The sequence below is a fragment of the Paraburkholderia dipogonis genome (assembly GCF_042680985.1).
Lineage (GTDB): Bacteria > Pseudomonadota > Gammaproteobacteria > Burkholderiales > Burkholderiaceae > Paraburkholderia > Paraburkholderia phytofirmans.
In genome coordinates this window covers 184164-205375 of the sequence record NZ_JBHUFR010000045.1, presented here as the reverse complement: position 1 = coordinate 205375, position 21212 = coordinate 184164, and the positions used below count along the sequence as shown (strand labels likewise).

19 protein-coding genes and 3 pseudogenes are annotated in these 21212 nt (G+C 56.0%); 6 read left to right on the top strand and 16 right to left on the bottom strand.

The window, feature by feature from the left end; translation table 11 throughout:
- Positions 1-10 precede the first annotated feature (10 nt).
- Positions 11-946, bottom strand: a complete 936-nt coding sequence (gene kce, locus ACFSNN_RS39535) for a 3,5-dioxohexanoate:acetyl-CoA acetone transferase (protein WP_134465190.1) — start codon at positions 944-946, stop codon at positions 11-13.
- A gap of 197 nt (positions 947-1143) precedes the next feature.
- Positions 1144-2460 carry an RbtT/DalT/CsbX family MFS transporter gene (locus ACFSNN_RS39530; RefSeq protein ID WP_134465191.1) on the bottom strand — a complete coding sequence of 439 codons (1317 nt, stop codon included), beginning with the start codon at positions 2458-2460 and terminating at the stop codon, positions 1144-1146.
- A gap of 521 nt (positions 2461-2981) precedes the next feature.
- On the opposite strand from ACFSNN_RS39530, the gene ACFSNN_RS39525 reads away from it, so the two are divergent.
- Positions 2982-3470, top strand: coding sequence for a winged helix-turn-helix transcriptional regulator (locus ACFSNN_RS39525; protein ID WP_134465192.1), 489 nt, complete (start codon positions 2982-2984; stop codon positions 3468-3470).
- 84 nt (positions 3471-3554) lie between these two features.
- Here ACFSNN_RS39525 and ACFSNN_RS41420 read toward each other — a convergent pair whose 3' ends face one another.
- On the bottom strand, positions 3555-3866 hold the full coding sequence (locus tag ACFSNN_RS41420) for a zinc ribbon domain-containing protein (RefSeq protein ID WP_446686724.1): 312 nt from the start codon (positions 3864-3866) through the stop codon (positions 3555-3557).
- Between the two features lie 33 nt (positions 3867-3899).
- Positions 3900-4391, bottom strand: coding sequence for a transposase (locus tag ACFSNN_RS39520; protein WP_208949597.1), 492 nt, complete (start codon positions 4389-4391; stop codon positions 3900-3902).
- A gap of 208 nt (positions 4392-4599) precedes the next feature.
- Here ACFSNN_RS39520 and ACFSNN_RS39515 point away from each other — a divergent pair, with 208 nt between their 5' ends.
- The 3 genes from ACFSNN_RS39515 to ACFSNN_RS39505 are packed head-to-tail and all read left to right on the top strand — an operon-like array spanning position 4600 to position 7146.
- Positions 4600-5355: an SDR family oxidoreductase gene (locus ACFSNN_RS39515; protein WP_134465193.1), complete on the top strand. Its 756-nt coding sequence runs from the start codon at positions 4600-4602 to the stop codon at positions 5353-5355.
- A 19-nt stretch (positions 5356-5374) separates the two neighbouring features.
- Positions 5375-6280 (top strand): alpha/beta fold hydrolase, encoded by a 906-nt coding sequence (locus ACFSNN_RS39510; RefSeq protein WP_377689000.1) that lies wholly within the window; start codon positions 5375-5377, stop codon positions 6278-6280.
- A 23-nt stretch (positions 6281-6303) separates the two neighbouring features.
- Entirely contained in the window at positions 6304-7146 is an 843-nt protein-coding gene (locus ACFSNN_RS39505) for an alpha/beta fold hydrolase (protein WP_134465196.1), read from the top strand.
- Between the two features lie 255 nt (positions 7147-7401).
- Here the strand turns inward: ACFSNN_RS39505 and ACFSNN_RS39500 are convergent, their stop codons facing one another.
- The 10 genes and pseudogenes from ACFSNN_RS39500 to istA all read right to left on the bottom strand — a co-directional run bounded on the left by ACFSNN_RS39500 (position 7402) and on the right by istA (position 17294).
- Positions 7402-8763 (bottom strand): sensor histidine kinase, encoded by a 1362-nt coding sequence (locus ACFSNN_RS39500; protein ID WP_134465197.1) that lies wholly within the window; start codon positions 8761-8763, stop codon positions 7402-7404.
- A 69-nt stretch (positions 8764-8832) separates the two neighbouring features.
- Positions 8833-9573 (bottom strand): response regulator transcription factor, encoded by a 741-nt coding sequence (locus ACFSNN_RS39495; RefSeq protein WP_134465198.1) that lies wholly within the window; start codon positions 9571-9573, stop codon positions 8833-8835.
- Between the two features lie 234 nt (positions 9574-9807).
- Positions 9808-10497 (bottom strand): response regulator transcription factor, encoded by a 690-nt coding sequence (locus ACFSNN_RS39490; protein WP_134465199.1) that lies wholly within the window; start codon positions 10495-10497, stop codon positions 9808-9810.
- A gap of 10 nt (positions 10498-10507) precedes the next feature.
- On the bottom strand, positions 10508-11317 hold the full coding sequence (locus tag ACFSNN_RS39485; protein WP_134465637.1) for a MipA/OmpV family protein: 810 nt from the start codon (positions 11315-11317) through the stop codon (positions 10508-10510).
- A 472-nt stretch (positions 11318-11789) separates the two neighbouring features.
- A complete protein-coding gene (guaB, locus tag ACFSNN_RS39480; RefSeq protein ID WP_134465638.1) occupies positions 11790-13247 on the bottom strand; it encodes an IMP dehydrogenase in 1458 nt (485 codons plus the stop codon).
- 31 nt (positions 13248-13278) lie between these two features.
- Positions 13279-14247, bottom strand: a complete 969-nt coding sequence (locus ACFSNN_RS39475; protein ID WP_244323004.1) for an alpha/beta hydrolase fold domain-containing protein — start codon at positions 14245-14247, stop codon at positions 13279-13281.
- Positions 14248-14528: 281 nt separating this feature from the next.
- Positions 14529-14789: pseudogene (locus ACFSNN_RS39470) on the bottom strand (hypothetical protein); the annotation flags it as partial.
- A gap of 104 nt (positions 14790-14893) precedes the next feature.
- On the bottom strand, positions 14894-15529 hold the full coding sequence (locus ACFSNN_RS39465) for a TetR/AcrR family transcriptional regulator (RefSeq protein ID WP_134465200.1): 636 nt from the start codon (positions 15527-15529) through the stop codon (positions 14894-14896).
- Between the two features lie 80 nt (positions 15530-15609).
- Positions 15610-15762, bottom strand: a pseudogene (locus tag ACFSNN_RS39460) (ATP-binding protein); the annotation flags it as partial.
- Between the two features lie 8 nt (positions 15763-15770).
- Positions 15771-17294 carry an IS21 family transposase gene (gene istA / locus ACFSNN_RS39455; protein WP_134465201.1) on the bottom strand — a complete coding sequence of 508 codons (1524 nt, stop codon included), beginning with the start codon at positions 17292-17294 and terminating at the stop codon, positions 15771-15773.
- 248 nt (positions 17295-17542) lie between these two features.
- On the opposite strand from istA, the pseudogene ACFSNN_RS39450 reads away from it, so the two are divergent.
- A pseudogene (locus tag ACFSNN_RS39450) lies at positions 17543-17776 on the top strand (transposase); the annotation flags it as partial.
- A 181-nt stretch (positions 17777-17957) separates the two neighbouring features.
- Here ACFSNN_RS39450 and ACFSNN_RS39445 read toward each other — a convergent pair.
- Positions 17958-18350 carry a winged helix-turn-helix transcriptional regulator gene (locus tag ACFSNN_RS39445; RefSeq protein WP_134465202.1) on the bottom strand — a complete coding sequence of 131 codons (393 nt, stop codon included), beginning with the start codon at positions 18348-18350 and terminating at the stop codon, positions 17958-17960.
- A 100-nt stretch (positions 18351-18450) separates the two neighbouring features.
- Between ACFSNN_RS39445 and ACFSNN_RS39440 the strand changes: the two genes are divergently transcribed.
- A complete protein-coding gene (locus ACFSNN_RS39440) occupies positions 18451-19566 on the top strand; it encodes an NADH:flavin oxidoreductase (RefSeq protein WP_134465203.1) in 1116 nt (371 codons plus the stop codon).
- A gap of 1073 nt (positions 19567-20639) precedes the next feature.
- On the opposite strand, the gene ACFSNN_RS39435 is transcribed toward ACFSNN_RS39440, so the two are convergent.
- Complete coding sequence (locus tag ACFSNN_RS39435; protein ID WP_134465205.1) at positions 20640-21041, bottom strand: tautomerase family protein; 402 nt, start codon at positions 21039-21041, stop codon at positions 20640-20642.
- Positions 21042-21212 lie beyond the last annotated feature (171 nt).

Here is a 21212-nt window from a genome sequence, read left to right as displayed (position 1 = left end):
TTGTGAATACTCAGAAATTGACGTTGGAGGCGCCCTTGAGACCGAGTATCGAGCGCGCATCGTCAGGAGTTGCAATCTCCAGTCCCATAGTCTCGATCAGACTACGCACCAGCGTAACTTGCTCGGCGCATGACCTCGCCAGTTGGCCTTTCTTGAGCCACAACGAGTCCTCGAGGCCGACTCGGACGTTGCCGCCCAAGGTGACGGACTGGGTGGCAACCGGAATCTGGTTTCGGCCGACGCCGAGGACCGACCAGATGTAGGTGTCGCGACCGAACAAGCGATCGGCGGTGCGGCGCATGTGTAGAACGTCTTCTGGATCACCGCCGATGCCACCGAGAATTCCGAACACCGACTGGATGAAAAAAGGCGGCTTTATCACGCCGCGCTCGGCGAAGTGCGAGAGCGTGTATAGGTGGCCGATGTCGTAACACTCGATTTCGAAGCGCGTGCCGTGCTCGGCGCAACCGCGAAGGATGTACTCGATGTCCTGGAAGGTGTTACGAAAGATGCGATGCCTGGAGCCTACAAGATACTCGTACTCCCAGTCGTACTTGAACTCCTTGTAGCGTCCCAGCATTGGGTAAAGCCCAAAGTTCATCGTACCCATGTTGAGCGAGGCAACCTCTGGCTTGAAGCGGAAAGCCGGCGCGGCGCGGTCTTCGATCGACATCGCCGGCGAGCCACCGGTGGTAAGGTTCATCACTACGTTCGAGCTACTGCGAATTTCCTTGAGAAAAGGCTCGAACAGCTCAGGCGATTGGTCCGGATGGCCGTTCCTCGGGTTCCGTGCGTGCAGGTGCACGATGGCCGCACCGGCGTTTGCCGCGTCGATGGCGTTCGTGGCGATCTGCTCAGCGGTGATAGGAAGATACGGCGACATGGTCGGCGTATGAATCGAGCCAGTAACCGCGCAGGTAATGATGACTTTACGTTCTTTCGACATTGAAGATTCCAATCGATCGGTTCGTCGAAGCCGGCTGCCGGGCAGCCGGCGCTCGCTGCCTGTTGTAGTTCCCATAACCTATGGTGGGGCTCGACAACTATTGACCCGGACCTCAAGACCGGCCTTCTTCCGCCAACCTCCGAGGTTCCGGCGTGACCTATTGGGCGCGCGCCGTGATTCTCGAATAGACCGTTTCGTCACTTCGGCCCGACTGTGCTTTCCCCCAGCCTCTCGCTATCCACAGTGAATTCAACCATCTCTCCCGCAAAGCGTTGCGGGGGCGTTCGTTCCTCTCGCAACGCAAAAGTCAACACGAATGCGAGCACGTAAGTAGCTGCAAGAACCCAGATGGCAGTCGCGATTCCGAACGGTGCAGCGAGGGCAGCGATGAGGCTTGCCGGCATTTGACTAAGTCCGGCCGCGAAACTCAATACGGACACCGCCGCCGCCACCTGCCCGGGAGCAAGCCTAGGGACAATGGCGCTAACCGGAATGAATCCGGAAACGCAGACACCCCAGACTATCCCAATGCTGAGAATGAGCCAGAAGTTCGGGCCAACAACCTGTGGAACGTAGAACATAGCGAGACTGGTCATCGCGCAGCCGAAACAACCGAGCCACTTTACGACCCGCAGTTCTCCACACGCACCGCCGATATAGCCAACCAGGACGTTACTCAGCACGTTGGCTAAAAACGCTGTTCCCCAAATAGTCTGCCACTGCATGATCGTGAGCCCGATCGTCTTGGTCATATAGGTGCCAAGCAGCGCGATGAAGACATATATTGAGAACGCGTTGATGAGACGGATGGCTCCGCCGATTCCAACCTTGGGGCTGGTTTTCAGCACCGTTGCGCCAGCAACTACGCTTCGCAAAGTCGATGAGATCGTTGCCCTCTCGGTTGGACGCAACGCACGCACGAGGAACAAGACCAACAGGCCGCCTGCGCCGGTAAACGCAATCGACAGCCATTGCGTGCCCAGCTCTCCCGTGATTGGAATCATCCACCCGCCGAAATAGCCGCCGATGACGCCGAAGCCGAAAAGATATGAGAACCAGAACCAGCCGGCGGCACGTGACATAGAACTGCTCGGCGTGATAAAGGTGATCCACGCAAAGAAGCCATAAACGAACAGCGGATATGCGACTCCCCGGATCGCATAGGCGACGAACGCGAGTGGGAAATTGCGCGCCTCAATGCCCAAGAGAAATACGATCTCGAGCGCGACCCAGACACCGAAACCAATCATCATGACCTGTTTTGGCCCCCACGCCTCAGAGAGCACGCCACTGAGCCACGAGGCTAAGGCGGACACGCCGCCGTAAGCAGCGAAGAGAATGGATACCGCGCCGACGCCCACCCCAAGATTTGAAAGGTAAGCGGCCAGAAATCCTGACTCGATGCCATCCCCAACCATGAATAGGGCAACAGCCACGAAACCCCACGCTATAGGTCGGGCAATGCCTTGCCTATCCAGAAACGATGGCATCTCAGCCATTTCTGACACATTCATGTTCTCTCCTCCACTTATATATGTGGATTTGTTTTTCCAATCCACTAGCAACGAGTGTTGCACGGAGATATCTGGCTGTCAACCACAAACTCGGCACGCGCCACGATCATCCGCAACCGCTCGCGCCACAGCAATGACACGGACTGGCACAGATCACGAACTACTCGATGAGCAAACACTTCGGCTGCGAGCCGTATCCGCCAGCGCCATGCCGAGCAGTTCAACACCTCAGCGAATCTAAGCTCGAAAAGCTGGCGGCGCCCGGTGGGTATTTCGTCTTGTGTCGGCGCGTAACCAGGGGGTCAATTGGGTAAGCACCGCGTGGGTCGAGTCAGATGATTGTCGAGAGCAAGGTGTATGAACACTTCGAGACTCGCACCGTATAGTCCTGAGATGCCAGCGCACTTGAAGCCAGAGCAATAGCAATTGATGGCGCATCAGTTTTCGGGGATAAAGGCGTACGATCTGAGTGCAGAACCCAGTGGGTTGTGATTACCAACTCAAGTTAGTATAATGTGAACATGCGTACTCCACGAATACCTGACCCTCGCATCTGCTCAATCGACGCTGCCCTTAAGATCATTGGGGAGAAGTGGACCCTGCTCGCTATCCGGGAAATCAGCGTCGGCGAGCGCCGCTTCGACGACATAGTGTTCAATACGGGAGCCCCTCGGGACATACTTGCCAGCCGGCTTAAATCGCTTGAGACCGCTGGTGTGATCCGCAAGATCACCTACACCGAGAAACCTGTGCGCTATGAATACCAGCTCTCGGAAGCTGGGGAACAGTTGTTCGTGGTCCTAGAGGCAATCCGCGAGTGGGGAGATCGTTTTGCTCGAACCGACTCAGAGAACATCGTGAACTTCTACCACTCGTGCGGCGCGAAACTAGAGACGGTTCTGCGCTGTGAAGAGTGCGGCGAGATTATCAACGCGCACAACGTTCATCGCGATCGCGATGTTCACCGTTCAGAAGTACTCACCGACGAGAACAGCAAGCGATCCCGTTGAATCCAGCAGGTCTTGCGATACGCTACGCTGAGGCTATTTGCCGAATGTGGTAGCGACACCCGCCCCGCAAGACGAAGCGGCGTTTCATATCTTGGCTATGCCTCGCGCTTCGAAACAAGTTCTCTCATCATACGCCCCCTCACCAAAGCCGTTCTCCTCGCCCTCAGCCCTCAGCCTTCGGCTGCTGCGCCTGGCGCTGAAAAGACGGGCATTCCTTCTGCAAGACGGCGACCTCCCGCCGCGAGAATGTTCTCTGCCGCGTTGATGATACGCACCACATTCGACGCGGGCCCATTCTCTTATCCCAAATCCCTCCTGGCCCTTCCGGCCGGTGCGCTTTTTACACCAGCTACAGGTCTGGGTTGAGTATGCTTCATCAACCTCATCGAACCACACGCCGACGTCATCGCTCTTTTACTGCAGCATGGTTCAGAACAGACTCCAGCCCGCGTCGAGCGCGGACTTCGCCATCCGTGTCTTCGCAAGCGCCGAAGCGTTCACGTTGCCGATGAAGATGGCGCCGTACTCTTCGACAAGCACCTTGGAAAGCTTGTGAAGCCGGTCTTTCCGTGAATTTTTGATCTTTGCATGGAGCGCACGGACGCGGGACTTCTTCGCAGCGCGCTGCACCAAGGCAAGCGTTGTCTCGAGCTTGCGGTATTGCCTCGCGAGCCTGGTGATCTGACCATCGCTGGTGGCACGAAATCCGTCTGGGAGTGCAACTGCAGTCCCGCCCTGCCTGCGCCTTTGGCGAACGGATGAAAGTCGTAGCCCGACAGGAAGCGCCGCTCGCTGCCAGACTCTTTCAGCGACAGCCCGGCACAGTAGTTCCACACGAAGTTGACCTCGCGCGCGCTCACGCAGCAACGGTGCGTGTTTGCCTTTGAGCCGGATGCGCAGAACGCGGGTGTTGAATTCCACGTGCCGATACGGTTGGTTCTCCGTATAGGCACGGGCCTGATTCCCCTTTGAAAATCAGACTATTCTGCTGCGCCCCCGCAACCGCCTTTCATGCTCGGGCTGGAGGCTAGTGTTATGTGGGTTGCGTTTTCAAACCCACATGTATATGCTAACCATAAATCATCTAACTCGCCTCGCAAATCCGAGGCATCACTTCTGGAGGAGACACATGACCGACAATTTAATCACCCGGGTCGCGCTGGTCACAGGTGGTGGACAGGGAATAGGCCGTGCAATCGCGTTACGGCTCGCCGACGACGGATTCGATGTTGCGCTCAATGACGTCGAGCGGGCGGAGTCGCATGTCGCGGATGTAATCAAGGAGATCGAGAAGCGAGGCAGGCGTGGAGTCGCGGTGTTGGGTGACGTTACTAAGGCTGACGAGATCCGCACGGCCGTCGACATTGCAGCGCGCGAACTGGGCCGTCTCGACGTCACCGTCGCGAATGCCGGAATCGCTCGTATGGAGGACTTTCTTACGCTCGAACCCGAATCGTGGGACTCCTCATTCGCCGTTAACACCAAGGGTGTATTTCTCACTTGGCAAGCCTCCGCTCGCCAGTTCATCGCCGAAGGACACGGCGGAAAGTTAATCGCAGCTGCGTCTCAGGCTGCCTATCGTGCCTCGCCTGATCTTCCCGCTTACTCAGCGAGCAAGTGGGCGGTGCGTGGACTGACTCAGGCCGCTGCACAGGCGCTTGCCAAGTACGGCATCACAGCCAATTCATACGCGCCGGGCATCGTTAACACCCCCCTGTGGGACGGCGCTCGCGACGTTTTCGATGCGCTGGTCTCGACGATTCCCTTAGGCCGGGCGCAGGAGCCAACGGACGTCGCTGACCTAGTCTCCTTCTTCGCCTCAAGCAAGTCGGACTACATGACCGGCCAGACCATCATCATGGATGGTGGCATGCTCTTCTCATAGAAAAGGCATATACACGATCATGACATCTTTCGAAGATATTCCGCCCCTGCTCCGTCGCATCGATGCTGAAAAGAAGATCACCGGCGTGGCCCGCCACAACGACGTGGATATCAGCTTCACAACATTCGGTGCTGGCGAGCCGTTACTATTCCAGCATGGGTTTCCGGACACCGGGGAAACCTGGGCTAATCAAATCGCGGAATTCTCAAAAAGCCACCTCGTCATCGTACCGACTTTGCGCGGATACCCGCCAAGCTCCGCTCCCTCGGATCCTTCCCGTTATGCGCTACGGGAAGTAGCAGGCGACATCCTGGCCGTACTCGACACGCTCGGTATTGAGAAGGTCACGCTGATTGGACACGACTGGGGGGGTGTAGTACTGCAAGCCTTCGCGCTCGGGTTTCCAGAGCGAGTAAAGCGGCTTGCGCTGCTCAACTCACCAGTGATACGACCGTTCAATGAACTTATCACGGCAGACCAGGAGCAGCAAGAACTGTCAAAGTACACGCTCCAGTATCAAGCCTACGCCCCCGGAGACCCGATTGATCTCGATTATGTGGTGCGCAATATTCGAGACCTATCCTGGCGCCAGTACGTGAAGAGCTATCTCCAAGCATCGCCGCTGATCGGGATGCTCAGCTACTACAAGGTCAACTACCTCGCACCGCCGTACTTGCCGCTCGATGAATCCGACCGCGACACGTTCGTCAGCAAGTTCCCGGCGCTGATCGTCTTCGGCAAGGAAGATCCTTACTTTTCCATCCGACACTTGTCCGATATATGGCGCTGGTTCACAGGGTCTGTGCGACTCACGCTGGTCCCTGGAGCAGGTCACTGGGTGCATCAAGACGCGCCCGAACTCGTGAACGCTGAACTCAGATCGTGGCTTGAGCTCGATTTGTCAAGTCCGTTGTCCAATCATTAACTCTGATAGAGGAATCAAAAGAGATGGCAAACTATCTGGCCGAGACGGTCGAAACTTCCTATGTTCAGGGAAAGCTCGCACGTTATGGATATCGCGAATATGGGGCGCAAAGCGACATCCCGCTGGTTCTGCTAAACCGCTACAAGGGTACGCTCGACGATTGGGATCCCCTGCTCCTTGACCTGCTTGCCAAGGAGCGCCGCATCATTACGTTCGATAACGTGGGCGTTGGCTACACGGACGGCACCGCTCCTGACACTATCGAGGCAATGGCTGAAGGCGCGGTGGACTTCTTGAAAGCGAAAGGGCTAAAAAAGGTTCATGCTCTAGGTTGGTCCATGGGCGGCTTCATCGCCCAAATTCTGGCGATCGAGTACCCTGAATACTTCGCCACAGTGACGGTGGCTGGCAGCGGCCCCGGGGAGCCTCGTATCCGCCCCCCTGAGGACCTGCGTTCAGTTGAGATCCGTAGCAAGGAAGCGCCCTCCATCGACGACGTCCTGTTCCTCTTCTTTCCTGATACCGACGCAGGTCGCGAGGCTGGCCTTGCGGTACTTGGCCGCAGTTATCACCGTGCAGACGGGGTAACAAGGGAGACGAAGAAAGATTCGTGGCTGAATCAAGGCAAGGCCATTAACCGCTGGAACAGCGGCGAGGGTTCGGCTTGGGCAAACCTGCCGAAGGCTGGAGTACCGCTCCTAGTAGCCAACGGTACGCATGATGTCATGGAGCACGTGAAGCAGACGATCGCAATGTCTGACCAGATCCCCGAAGGTGTCACAGCCATCTTCGCGGACGCTGGACACGCTTTCCTGTTTCAATATCCGGAGCGCTTCAGCCGCCTTGTGATTGGATTCACTGCCTAGCATTGCCAAGAAGAGCGCGGAGGTCATTGCTCGGAAGATACCAAACCAGGCAGTGAGGCCAGGCGATACCTCCGCAGCGGGATCTGCCAATACATCGTGCGGTTGCCACTTGGGCCGCATTACTTCTTTACTGGATTGCGCAGCGTCTTCTTGTCATTTTTGAAGTCGTACATGGAATATTCATTGGTGAGGGCGCTCTTTGAATTCTAAGGTTATTTCACGGGAAGGCCACGTCCTCACGTGCGATCAAAGCACCTATAGTGAAACCATAAATCGCGTGCCATCTGCCGAGCTGTTAGCAGTCAAGCCCCAATTATGCGCGACTGCGATTTCCATGCATATGGCCAATCCCAGACCCGCCCCATCGTGGATCGTATCGGGGGCGCGCCAGAACCGCTTGAAAAGGAATGGAAGATGTTCCGCCTCGATGCCGGGCCCTTCGTCGAGTATCTGGATAGACACATCGTCAATTATCAGTGTCACAGCTGCGCCCGATGTTGACACATTAATTGCATTCTCGAGTATGTTCTTTAATAGAATGAACAGTGCACTCCTGTCCGCCCATATTGTGGTGGGTGTTCCAGGCGCATCGAGCCGAAGCGTTACCTGCTTCGAATGAGCCTTGGGCAAAAGGTACGCGAGGACGTCCCTTGCAACGTCCACGCTGCTGATTCTCACGAAGCTGAAGTTTTGTGGCTCGCTGACCTCCGCCAGATGCAATAGCTGTCGGACCTGTCGCGCCATCAGGTCGATCTCTCGAAACAGCAACTCTTTGTCCTCTATCTCGGGCTGGAGTTCGATCTGACCACGAATCAGTGTGAGAGGAGTTTGCAGTTCATGAGCTGCCGACCCGAGAAACTGTCGCTGCGCAAGAAAGCCGTTCTGAAGCCTGTCGAGTGCCGCATTGAAGGCATCGATCAATGGCCTGATCTCGCTCGGTACGCCTTCGGACAATAGCCGCGTTCCGAGATTCGGTGGTCCAATCTGCGCGGCGGCGCATGATGCATCCCTGAGCGGCCTTAAAACCCGATTGACCGTGAGGGTCAGCGCCAATGCAAACATGAGCGTTGCAAAAAGCAAGAATACGATGGCCTTAACAATTGCCTGAGCCGGTCTGACTTTCTCGTCTGTCAAAACTTTGGTAAATCGTACGCTGGTCGCTGTCTGAACATAAAAGAGCGCACCTCCACGTGACACTTTAAGCGTTGTAATGGCGAAGCTCTTGCCATCGATCTCGGTTCTTTCAATCCCGTTCAAAGATTTCGCGGGAGTCTCCGTCAACCATTCACTCTCGCTTCTCATCCCGGCGGACGCAAGTAGAACCTTGCCCTGCTCGTCAAGCACCCTATAGCCAAGCTCCGTGGGCATCGACTGGAAAAGCCAGGACGTTTGCTCCGAAAGACTTGTCGAGACCGGTTGACCGGCAGCATCAAAATTCAGACCCTGTAAAACTTCTTCTGCATTCTCCATCAGCCCGGCCCGTTGGAGCATCAGCTCTGGATAGTGTTTGAACAAAAAAAGGAGCACTGCCGCCAGGAGCGCCACCGACAAAAATAGCGCACCGACGCTGGCCAACACTAGCCGTGCAGACAAGCTTCGAATCCATTGATTGAACATGGCAAACGTCGACCAATTGTCAGTCACGCATCAGAGTTGCTGAGTGGCAGCAGGCGGAATTTGTCTCATCTAGCACCCAATCTCGTCTCGCTGCAATTCTCTTCTGCGATCACCGGTTTCCGGGCGAAAGACGTAGCCCCTTGAATGTATGGTATGGATGAGTCGTTCAGCATTGTTGTAGAACTCGATACGCTTTCGCAGCCGGTGCACCCATACACCGACCGATTCCGCGCCGAAAGGTTTTCCGGGACGAATATATTGCGCGATCACCTGTTTCGACAACACCTGATGCGGTGCCGCGCTGAACATGTTAAGGATCGCATACTCGTTTTGTGGTAGTGGTACCGGCTCGCCTAGGAAGGTCAGCGTCCGACTCGCGAAATCAAGCTTGAATCCATTGAAACTGAATGGCGGTTTGAGTGCCGGATCGTCCAGTGGCACTGATACTGCCCGTCTCAGTACACTGCGAACTCGCAATAACAACTCATAAGCATCGAATGGCTTCGAGATAAAATCGTCTGCACCACAATCGAGCGCAACTATTCTGTCGACAACATCATCACGCTCGCCAAGCATGATGATGGGCACATCATCCCCACGCGCCCGTATAGTCCGCAATGCGACCAGCCCTCGACCGTAACTGGTGCTGTTTGTCATTGTGATCAATGCTGGCCGCTCGACTTCGACACGACGTACGACCTTATCCGGATCATATAAAACGGCCACGTCGAAGCCGTTCGACTGCAGGCACCCGCGTAGTTCATCGCGGCACGTTGCGTCAGCGTCGACCACTAGAATCACTTGCTTCATTCAAGTACGCCCCGTTGAAGCACGTTGACCGTGCGGACCGTCGCGCCACCGAGATGCCCGGCTCGCACGCGGCCATCGCAACTTCACGCCGGAATTCAGGCGCGTAATTAGGCCGTCCCTTGCGGCTTCCAGCACTGTCGATCTCTGTCATCAAAGTGGTCCCCACTACTCGAAGTGATGGACATCACTTTGGACTCACTCGAATACTCTGTCGATGCGGCCTCGAAATGACGCTTACAGTTCACGACCATTCATCGATTCCAGTAAGAAGCCTGCGCCCCGAACGTTCATCACCCTTGTCGCCGAGCCGATTGCAGCCAGCTTCTTGCGAAGTCGATGCATTGTGACTTCCAGCGCATTGGGCGTGACCGCTTCGCCTAGCCCCCAGCCAGCATGTTCGAGCGCTGAATGCCGAACGACTTGCCCCCGCGCCTTTATCAGGCACAGGATGACCTGCAACTCGGCAGGGGCCAGTTGAACTGCTTCGGTAGAACATCGCATTGAACGCTGCTTCGGATTCACCTTAATATCTGCAAATGCGAGGACAAGGTCTGCAAATGAGGACGTCCGCCGCATCAGCGTGCGCACCCGAGCAACGAGTTCACTCATCGCAAACGGTTTGGTTACGTAGTCGTCTGCCCCGTTCTCGAGTCCTTCGATACGATCGTGCAAGGCATCCCGCGCGGTCAGCATCAGGCACGGCGTCGTATTCCCGTCTGCACGTAGCTCACGCAAAAGAGCCAGTCCGTCGCCATCCGGCAATCCGCGATCGATGACCAGTACCGCGTAATCACCTCGACTCAGCCCATATCTCGCTTCAGAAACATTGCAGAAGTGATCTGCTTCGATTCCTGCTTCTGATAGCGCCCTACGCACCAGTCCAGCTAGGCGTATGTGGTCTTCGATGAATGCAATACGTGACATGACGGCATACTCACTTGAACTGGTACACGTACCCGATCTTTGCCTGTGGGATAAGGCGCTTTCCGACCAGTGGGCTCTTGGTGATTTCACCGCCCAGACGGGTTACGCCAATGTCTAAGGTGACGTTCTGGTGGCTGGTAAGACGGTAGCTAACACGTGTTCCGAGTTCGACATTCAAAGTCGCGTTGCCCGTGTAAGCCGGGCGGCCCGCCCGCTCTTCTGATTGACGCACGCCGTAGTAGTAGTCAACGTACCTGCCACTCAACCATCCGAGGTCGGCGTGAGGTTCGATCGACCAGCTGCCCATATCGAACGGCTTCCCGTAGCGAATGTTAGCCATCTCGCCCTTGTTACCCCCGAACAGATAATCTCCTGAAAGGGTACCGAACCCGGTACGCCATTCGACTGCTGGACCGTACCAGAATGCACCTTTGCGATTCTGCATCCCAATCAATATCGGTGCAGCGCCCCCCTTGTATCCGTCAAAGAGTGCGAATTTCGTGCGGAAAGCGAGGTCGACACCATCCCAATTTCCTACTTTGAGGTCGGCAGTGATGCCGGAGGCATGTATCCACTTGTTGTCGAACGAAATCAGCGGGATGGGCGCAAATAATGTCCCATAACCCTTGTAGGGCGACGATGCAACTCCCACACCTACACCGAGACCCCAATGTGTTACGTTGGTCGCGTTGCTCAGTATCGTGAACCCATTTCCCTGCTCGACTGGCTGCGTACCGACAACTCCGGCAGCCGCCGTACCCGAACACATAAGTGCGTACGCAACGGTCAGCAGCAGTTTGCATTGATGGTGATGAATCATTTCCACAGATGTTCCCGAAAGACGCGGCGAAACAAACTGTAGAGCCCGTTGACTTACTCGATACTTACTCAAAAGTAAAGTAGTGAGGCCCGAGGCGACATCACATCGCGCGGTTGGTGCGTCGGCCGGCGACCTCCAGAAAACTGCCAATCAAGGTATGGCTCACAAGCGCCTGACTTGCCAATCAACTCTTTGGCCCATCCATAAAGGTGCCGAAAATTAGCCGTGGTGGCCCCACTCGCGACGCAACTCTCAGCGGAAGTTGAAAAGTAGAATTCCCCTTCGAGATTTGTGCATGTCAGAACCAGATATCAGCCCCGATGGTCGACGATTCAGGTTGCCATGTCGAACACCACTTACTCGCAAGCCTCTGTCCCCTGCCTGTACCAAATTGCTCCATGTGTCTGCGGCGAATGACCGAGGTTTACTGAGACCAGTCTCGCCCTCCACGTTCCGTGGTTAGACTTTGCAACTAGCCAAGCTGATAATTTGGAGCCTCTTTGGTAATCTGCACGTCGTGCACATGAGACTCCCGCAAACCTGCGCCTGTGATTTGGACGAATTCGGCATTTTCCTGAAAGATCTGTACAGTTTCACACCCGCAGTAACCCATGCTCGCCCGTAACCCTCCCGCCATCTGGAAGATGATTGGCGCCAAGGGCCCCTTGTATGCGACTCTTGCTTCAATACCTTCCGGAACAAGCTTGTCGAGGTTGGCCGAGTTGTCCTGGAAGTATCTATCGGCTGACCCTTCTTTCATCGCGCCAATGGAACCCATGCCTCGATATGACTTGAATTGACGTCCTTCATACAGGAATACTTCGCCAGGAGACTCTTCCGTTCCAGCCAGCAGACCACCCATCATCACAGCATCGGCACCGGCCGCCAGCGCTTTACTTGCATCACCCGAATATCGAACGCCGCCGTCCGAAATGACGGGGACGCCGGATCCGCGAATGGCGTCTGCAGCCCACGAGACTGCCGTAACCTGTGGAACACCGACGCCTGCCACAACCCGCGTGGTGCAGATTGATCCCGGCCCAATTCCGACCTTGATACCGTCTGCACCCGCATCAACCAAGGCTTTGGCCGCAACAGCAGTCGCCACGTTTCCCGCCACAACATCGATATCGGTGTATTGGCTCTTGACCCATCGCAGCCGATCCATCACGCCCTTCGAATGGCCGTGAGCAGTATCGATAACCACAAGGTCAACTCCTGCCTTTACGAGCAAATCTACGCGCTCTATGTCAGCTTCAGACACTCCGACGGCGGCGCCAACTCGCAATTTGCCTTCACAGTCCTTTGTGGCACCCGGGAAGTCCGCTTTCCTTGAAAGATCCTTTGCAGTTACAAGTCCACGGAGTTCAAATTCTGAAGAAACAACGAGAACCCGCTCAAGGCGATGCTCATGCATCAGAATCCTCGCTTTCTCGCCCACTTCTGCTTCCTTGACAGTAACGAGACGTTCTCGCGGTGTCATGACCGAAAGGACAAGTTGGTCTGCCGACGCAAATCGCAAGTCACGGTTCGTGACCATACCGAGCAGGCGGCCACCATCTACCACCGGAAAGCCTGAGACGCCAAGGCGGACCGTTAATTCCCTGACTTCCGCAACGGATGTCTTCGAATCTACCGTAACAGGATCGCGTACCAGACCGGCCTCGTACCTCTTCACCTTTCGAACTTCTGCGGCCTGTTGCTCTGGCGACAGATTTTTGTGAACGATGCCGATCCCACCCAACTGCGCCATGGCGATCGCGAGACGACTTTCCGTCACCGTATCCATCGCGGCCGAAAGAAACGGCAAGCTTAGCCGGATTCTCCGCGACACCTTTGTGGAGAGGTCAACCTCGCGTGGAAGTACCTCCGAGTAGCGCGGCACAAGTAAAACGTCATCAAACGTAAGAGCTTGCTGCGTAAGTTTCACGAAATCCCCTTCTTTCATTCATTGAATTGCACTAAGCCAGGTGGGCGCGCAGAAATTTTCCGGCCCGATCAATTGTTTGTACGCCAACTGGTAACACACCGGCCATCTCGAGAAAACCGTGAATCATGCCCGGCACCTCGAAGTACTCAACCGGCACACCCGCCGCGCCTAGAGCATCGCGATAGAATCGGCCATCATCCCGAAGCAGATCGCATTCTGCGGTGACGATGAGCGCGGGCGGCAAATTTGACAAGTCGTGCTCAAGCAGCGGCGACAGTCGCGGGTCTTTTGTGTTGAAGTTGACGCAGAACGGATCTGACAACACCCGCATAAGGTCGAGGGTCAGCGGCGGTACTGATCCATTTTCGCGCCGTGACGAGAAATTCCACGATCGCGGCGACAGGTCCGTTGACGGGTAAAACAGAACCTGAGCACGCAACGTGAACGGTTCACCACGCAACTTCTGACACGCCATTGCCGACAGACTGCCTCCGGCGCTATCGCCGGCGACAGCCATCCGCCGTGGGTCGAGGTCAAGCTCCACAGCATGCCGGGACAACCAACGGATTGCTGCAAGCACGTCCTCCGGACCCGCCGGGGCGGGGTGCTCGGGCGCCAGCCGATAATCGATACCGACAACCGCACAGCCGGCTGCACGGGCCAGTCGCCGACAGATCTTGTCATGGCTGTCCAAGTCACCGATGGACCATCCGCCGCCATGAACGTAAACTGTCACGGCATCTGCTGCGACATTAGCTTCGGGTAAATACAGGCGCAGTGGAATCGGCCCTGCAGGCCCATCAGCTCGCAATTCGCGGATCTCTCGTACCGGCAATGAATCGCCACCCAATGTCACACCGAGCTGCTTGTACGCCTTGCGCATCTGCGGAAATGGCAACGCTGCTAAGGATGGCGCTCCACTCGCTGCGATTGCAGCAAGTACCTCACGCACTTCCGGTGCGAGGCGGGACGGATTGAATGGCTCAGTCTTCATGTTCATTCCAGAATGGTCGAAACTGATTTTTTGTCAGTAGCCACGGATATAGCGCAACACCTCAAGATTTCTGGATTCCTGAGCCTGCGACTCCACGCTTCCGTCGCTGCTATAACCCGAGGCGCCGTCGTCGCCGCGATGTACCTCATTCGCAGGTATCGCTGCGTGCGGGACGTCTCTTCCGCCGCTCGCACAACCCGAGACAAGAATAGTCATGAACAAGAGCATTGTTCGTGGAACCATGAGATAGATCTCCTGACGTGCCGCGCTAGCTGCACTAATCACATTTACTCTGTAAGTGCCACTGGCTGCGGCTGCAAATCCTCTGGTTGAGCCTTGACCTTGAACCAGATGGCGTAGATAGCTGGGAGGAAAAGCAACGCAAGCACCGTCCCGATGGCTGTCCCGCCAATCAGCGTATACGCCATTGCCCCCCAAAAAACGGACGTAGTTAGAAGGATAAAAGCGAGCACGGCGGCCATTACAGCCTGCAGTACCGGTCGCGGTCGCTGTACCGTCGCATCCACCACCGCGTGATATGGGTCCATACGCTCAATGACCCGGCGTGAGACATACAAAAGCATGATGGCCTCCACAAATTGGAGGCCATTTTGTTTATAAGTTATGAATATGTCAACTTGTAACTTGACAACTATGGAGCAAGGCTCCGGAGAATGAGACTGCAAACTGCCGGTAGCCTCGCCTCCAACCACTCTCGGGACCGATATTGAAGTGACGGGGGATACACGAACGGCCTAAGGGCAACAGTGATCCCGGACACAACTTCATCGATCGGCGTCTTGCGCTCAAATTCGCCAGTTATCCGGCCGGCTTCGACCAGCAAGCGAATCATTTCGGTCAACGCGCCCTCATGGCCGCTCGCTGGACACCAGTCCTCCTCCATCGCCACAACAACCAGTTCATGCATCCTTGTTCCATCGAGAAAAATTTCGAGACTTCGCTCGAACGCAGTACGCGCAAAGCTTCGGAACCGGTGGGTTGGGCTGCCTGAGCGGTCAACGATAGCGCGAAGTTCGTCGTCGAGTTCAGTCAGCACCATCGAGCAGACTGCCTCGCCAATCGCTTGCTTCGAGCTGAAAAACCGGTAGATGTAGGTGCTGGAGACTCCAATCGCCTTGCCGAGGTCGGCCACCGACGTCTTTCGGTAACCGTAGAGACGAAAGTGTTCTTCTGCCGCCGTGATGATTTGGTGGCGCCGCTCATGGTCGACGGTCCCCCGCTGACCGGATGCCGGCAGTTCAAGCGGATTTTCGGTTGTCTTGTTCATGGTTACAGGTTAATAGCTCCCTTATCCATTGACAATGAGTTACTATTTTGAAAACCTGTAACTCACGTAACAGATGGATGCCGGGCTACTTCATCATGGATGAGCAGCGAAAGGAATTCGGTGAAGGCGAGCTTGCGATCAATGGCCTCGCGGTTTCGCGCTTCCAGCGAATCGAGGATGCCAGACAAGCGCAGTTGTTTAAGCAGTGGAGTCAGTTCAGGAATGGGATGCATGGCCGGCCTTATTGGAGAATGGTTTGTGTATTGCGGCAGAAACGGCCACCTTCGGTGTAGGTGCTCGCCAGCGCATCAAAGGCGTTTAACAGCGTCAGTTGACCTAATCCTTTTTGCAGGATGGTTTTAACTGCCGTGTAATGCGGCGTGCCGTAGTGGTTGGCGCGCGAGCAAGCAGCTTCGAGTCGAATCGCGCCGTATTTCTGTTTGAGCCGCAACACGCCTTGCACCGAGCGCATCTTGATTAAGACTTTGTCGCCGAAGAGCGCATGAACCAGGGCGTAGCAGGCAGGCCCGATCTGCTCAGCAGTTGCCAGACACCATTGGGTGTCCTGCAGTTGCCACGCTTGAGCAGCGGATGGCAGATGATCGTCTACGGTGCGGCGGCCGCCCGGACAGGTAAGACGCACGTGGGCCGCAACCGATTCCTGCCCGCGATAGAGTGTCACCATGGTGTCGGTCGCCTTGAGCCACAACTCCTGGCCGACCAGTCGGTACGGGACAGAGTAAAAACTCTGCTCGAACTGGACGTGGGCGTCGCGATGCACCTTCCCTTTAGCCCACACCGCAAGCTCTGGTGGAACGTCTGGCAAGCTGCTTAGCAGGCTTCGTTCGACTTCCGCGAAGCGTTTGAGCGGCATCTCGCGGGTGGTCCCGTGAATTCGGTTGCCGGCCTCGTTCATTACCCAGGCGTGTATCTGGCGGTTGGCGTCAGCCAGACCACGGAACTCCCGCAGTGGCAAGAAGCCTCGCTTTACAAATTTGACGCCCGATTCCACGATTCCCTTTTTTTGCGGATCCCTTGGTGGGCATGCATCGATCTTGAAACCGTATCCTTCTGCGCACTCGCCATACGCCCGTTGCACTTCGGGCTCGTAATAACACGCCCGGGTGATCGCACATTTGCAGTTGTCGATGATGACCCGGGCCGGCACGCCCCCAAATGCCTCGAAGGCGCGCCGATGACATCCCAGCCAGGTCGCTACCGTCTGGTCTCGGACAAACTCGACATATTGGTGGCGCGACCACGCCAGGGTCATGACGAAGAACCAGGTCTTGTGGATCTCGCCGGTGAGCGCGTCGGTCATCATCGGGCCGGCGCCGAAATCAACTTGCGCGGCTTCGGCCGGCTTGAACTCCAGGCGCAGCGGCACGTCGGGAGTGTTCGAAGCGTCTATATGCCGAAGGAAACGATAGACCGACGAATAGCTGCCGCTGTATCCGTGATTGCGAACGAGCGTGGCGTGGATCGTCGTGCATTGAACGCCGGTTGCCCGCCACCTGGTGATCTGCTCGCGCCACGGTTCCAAGGTTGAGACACAACTCGATGGTAGTGGCGCCTCTTTGCGATCCAGGAAAGCGGCCATTACGTGTTCGTCAGGTAAAGCCGCTTCACGCGCCAACCATCCATTCTTGGTGGAAATCTCCCGCACCTGCGCAATCTTCTTGCGCCCCATGGTCTTCGACCGCGCGATATCCCGGTCAGAGTCACCTCGGCGCATGCGCACCAGGATCTGTCGGTATTGGTACATCTCGAACCTCCGATTGGCCACGGCCGCTCCCGGCAAAAGGCCGGGAGTCTAGCCGATCAATGAAAGTTCGAACACTCGCTGCTCGTTATCCGGATGGCGCCATTACGCCGAAAAACGACTGGCGCCTTTACGCCGAAAACGCCGTGGCTCCATTACGCCGGAAATCCGGTGGCGCCATTACGCCGAAAACGAAATGGCTCCTATATGCCGGAAATTCACAGAAGCCGGGCGTGTCGATCGCGCGTGCCGCCGCGCGTGACGAAGGCATTGAGTTGCAGGTCATCAAGCTGCCCGAAGCGAAAAAGGGCTTTGTGCTGCTGCCGCGTCGCTGGGTCGTCGAGCGCAGCTTTGGTTGGCTCAACCGCTTTCGGCGATTGGCGTGCGACTATGAACGTCTGCCCGAAACCTTGGCAGGTCTGCATTTCGTCGTCTTCGCCATGCTTATGCTCGTTCATGCTGTGCCGATTATCCAAGGTGCCTAACACGCTCTAAAGAAATTCAGCTTCGATTTCGGAGGTCAAAAGAGACGCTACCAAGCCCCTTGACCTCTTGCCAACACTTACGCTCTCGCCATGGGCGCTCGCTCCCGTGCAATAAAATCGAGACGTGAACATCGCCGCGTCGCCAGACCTTTTGAGCGATGTTGCTTGATATGCTCACAGCTTAGCCGTCCCCACCGAACCTTAACGCACCTGCACTTCTTCCATCAAAAGCGGTACGCGCCGCCTCGATGTCTTGCAGGTGGTCCATGATCCAACTATACAGTTGTACGAACGTTGGTAAGAGGGATACGCCTAAAGTGGTTAGCTCATATTCGACGGCTAGCGGAGAGATAGGGATGACGCGTCGACTAACAAGCCCATTGCGTTCCAAGCGCCGCAAACACTGCGTCAATGCCTTCTGGGTCACACCTTCAAGGCGGCGCTTAATTGCATTGAAGCGATGCGGGCCGGCATCCAACGCAGCCAAGACCATTATCGACCACTTGTCCGTCGTCTGATCAAAAAAGACTCGGCTTGGACAGTCGGCCGAAAAACGCTGAACACTGCAATCCATTTTACGGTTCCCTTCTGGCTACCTAGTTGGCTCAAAGTGCCTAATTGACACTAGGTTTAAACCATATACCATCTGTCCATTCATCGCAACGGAGCACCTCATGCCCTCCTTGTCCGCAGCACTCTTCCGTCCGTTCAAAATTGGATCGCTTGAACTCAAGAACCGGATCGTAATGGCGCCGATGACGCGCAACATGGCATCGAATGGTGTCCCCGGCGACCTTAACGCAGCCTACTATCGTCGACGCGCAGAGGGCGGCGTCGGACTCATCATCTCTGAAGGGACCGTGGTCGATCGTCCGGCTTCGCGAAACGATCCCAACATCCCCTTCTTTTATGGCGATGCGGCACTCTCCGGCTGGAAATCGGTGATTGATGAGGTCCAAGCAGCTGGTGGACGAATGGCACCCCAGATCTGGCACGCGGGGGCGCTAGAAGGCCTGACTGGATGGGAGCCCGATGCGCACGTGGAAAGCCCATCTGCTTTGATTGCTCCCAACGTCCCACGGGGAGACGTCATGAATGAGGAGGCTATAGCAGATACGGTCGCAGCTTTCGCCAGTGCTGCTGCCGATGCAAAAAGGTTGGGATTCGATACGGTTGAAGTGCACGGCGCTCACGGATATTTGATTGATCAATTCCTCTGGGCCGGCACGAATACACGGACAGACCGATTTGGTGGAGCAACTATCCGGGAGCGTTCTCGGTTTGCAGCGGATGTAGTCGCGGCGGTTCGAGCGGCGGTTGGTCCGCATTTCCCAATCATTCTGCGGTTGAGCCAATGGAAGATGCAGGACTACACCGCTCGACTTGCCCAAAATCCCAGCGAGATGGCGGATTGGCTGCAACCGCTTGTCGACGCAGGTGCAAATGTCCTGCATTGCTCACAAAGAAGATATTGGGAACCGGAGTTCCCGGAAATTGACGGTGCGGGTGGGCTGAACTTTGCCGGCTGGGCGAAGAAGCTGACAGGAGCCGCCACCATCAGCGTTGGTTCCGTTGGTCTATCGAACGACACCAGCAGTGCCTTCGCAGGCGAGGGAGCCAATAGTGTCGGGCTCGAACAACTTATCGATCGAATGGAGCGAGAGGAATTCGATCTTATCGCAGTCGGCAGAGCACTATTGGCGGACCCTGAATGGGTTGCCAAGATCAGAGGCGACAATACAGATAGTTTGAAAGGGTTTCACCCGTCGGCTTTTGCTGAACTGAAGTGACGAATGACGCGGTGGTTATAAAGTGACCGACCCGTTGCGAAGAGAGTGCATGGGTGGGACTTCCCACGATGAAGGACTACGCTGACGCACCGGGAATTCTTGATCAGGCGCATCTCTACAGGTCAGTTACCTTGCTCCGCAGTCAGGCAGACTACATCCTTCAGGCAGTTGCTCGAGCACTCGAAAAGGACACTCCACCCATGTCCGGTTGGCCGCCGCCAACCGGAACGCCCTGCAACCTCCCCACCTGTTTCACGGTCGCCAATACCTTGATCAACCATAGGCGTCGGCGGCCTCGTACATTATGGGCAACTGATCCCCCGCTGGTTCGGAGTTGCCATGATGCCATCTGCCGGTAAGGGCTGAATGAACTGCCCGGCGTCGATCCACCCTGAAGCGCAGAACGGAGCGACAACTCCGACAGAAGTCGGGGTTGAAGATCTCAGTCACGAACGAATCTGGAACTTTTCCTGCTGGAAAAGCGTTGCAGCCGTTCTCTGGCTTGTCCCCGGCACAGACCTTAACTTGATCGCCCGGCACCCAAGGTGGCGGATATTCGACGTTATGTGTTTCAAGCCTTTTTCCTTGCAATACCTCTATCATCAGCTTGAATGCAACGCCGCAGTCGCCGAGGGAAGCCCAGAAGACACACCCTGAAGACCCTTCACACGCATTTCCGGGTTTGCAAGCGCCAACCGAAACCCATTTGAATTTTCCCATGTGATGGCCAATTGCCAAACGCGAGCTATAGCCAAAACTTCGGGAGCCCATCGATAGCGCGCACGACCTGCTTCAAAGCGAGCAAAAGGATCCGGGGGAAAGGCGTCCGCAGACTGGCAGGACCGCTTGCGACTCGTTGCGAACAAAACGTTAGACGAGTACGGCCAAGTAGCTGCACATGAAACCGTAACGCGAAGCGAAGTTGCGCCTAGCAACGCATGAGAATGCGCCCTTCGTCCGGCACGGATCAACGCGGCAGGCCAAAGTGAAACAACTGGTTTGGGTGGCGACGACGCAAACGTCCGCGCGATGATATTCGCCGCTACCTATGAAAGTCGCTCGCCAGCCCGTTTTCATTTTGTTGCCGACGCAAACGCCCTTTGTGCTTCGCCTCTACCAAACGATACATTCTCTCCGGCCGTCTCGTATAGAAGCACGAAGAGATCATCCTGAGAAATTTTCACTCGCTCCACGATGTGCCGGTTCAATGCCTTGAGCAACGCTTTGCGCAGCTCCGCCGACCGGCCCGCCAAAAAGGTAATCTCGAGCATAATCAGCTCATCGGAATACCTCATACCAAGAAATGAGGGTGAATGTCGGAAGTGCCGGGCCGGCATCTCATGAATTAGCTGAAAGAAATCGTCTGTGGGAATCTGAAGCACCTCGATAAGCGCACACTGAATCGCAGACGAGATATGGTCGATTCGGATATCGTCGAATACTCCCTGCTTGACATATATTTTTGCGAGCGGCATCCATGTTTCCTTTCAAAAGCTAAGATTGTATTCGTCTACCATTGCGCATCAACTTACGCTTGCCAGCAGTTCAACGCAGCGCGACTGGGAGCATCAAACGAAGGCAGTCAGCCAATCCCATGGGCCTCAACAACCGGAGTTCCTGCAGCATTTCGTCATGGCCGTCGCAGA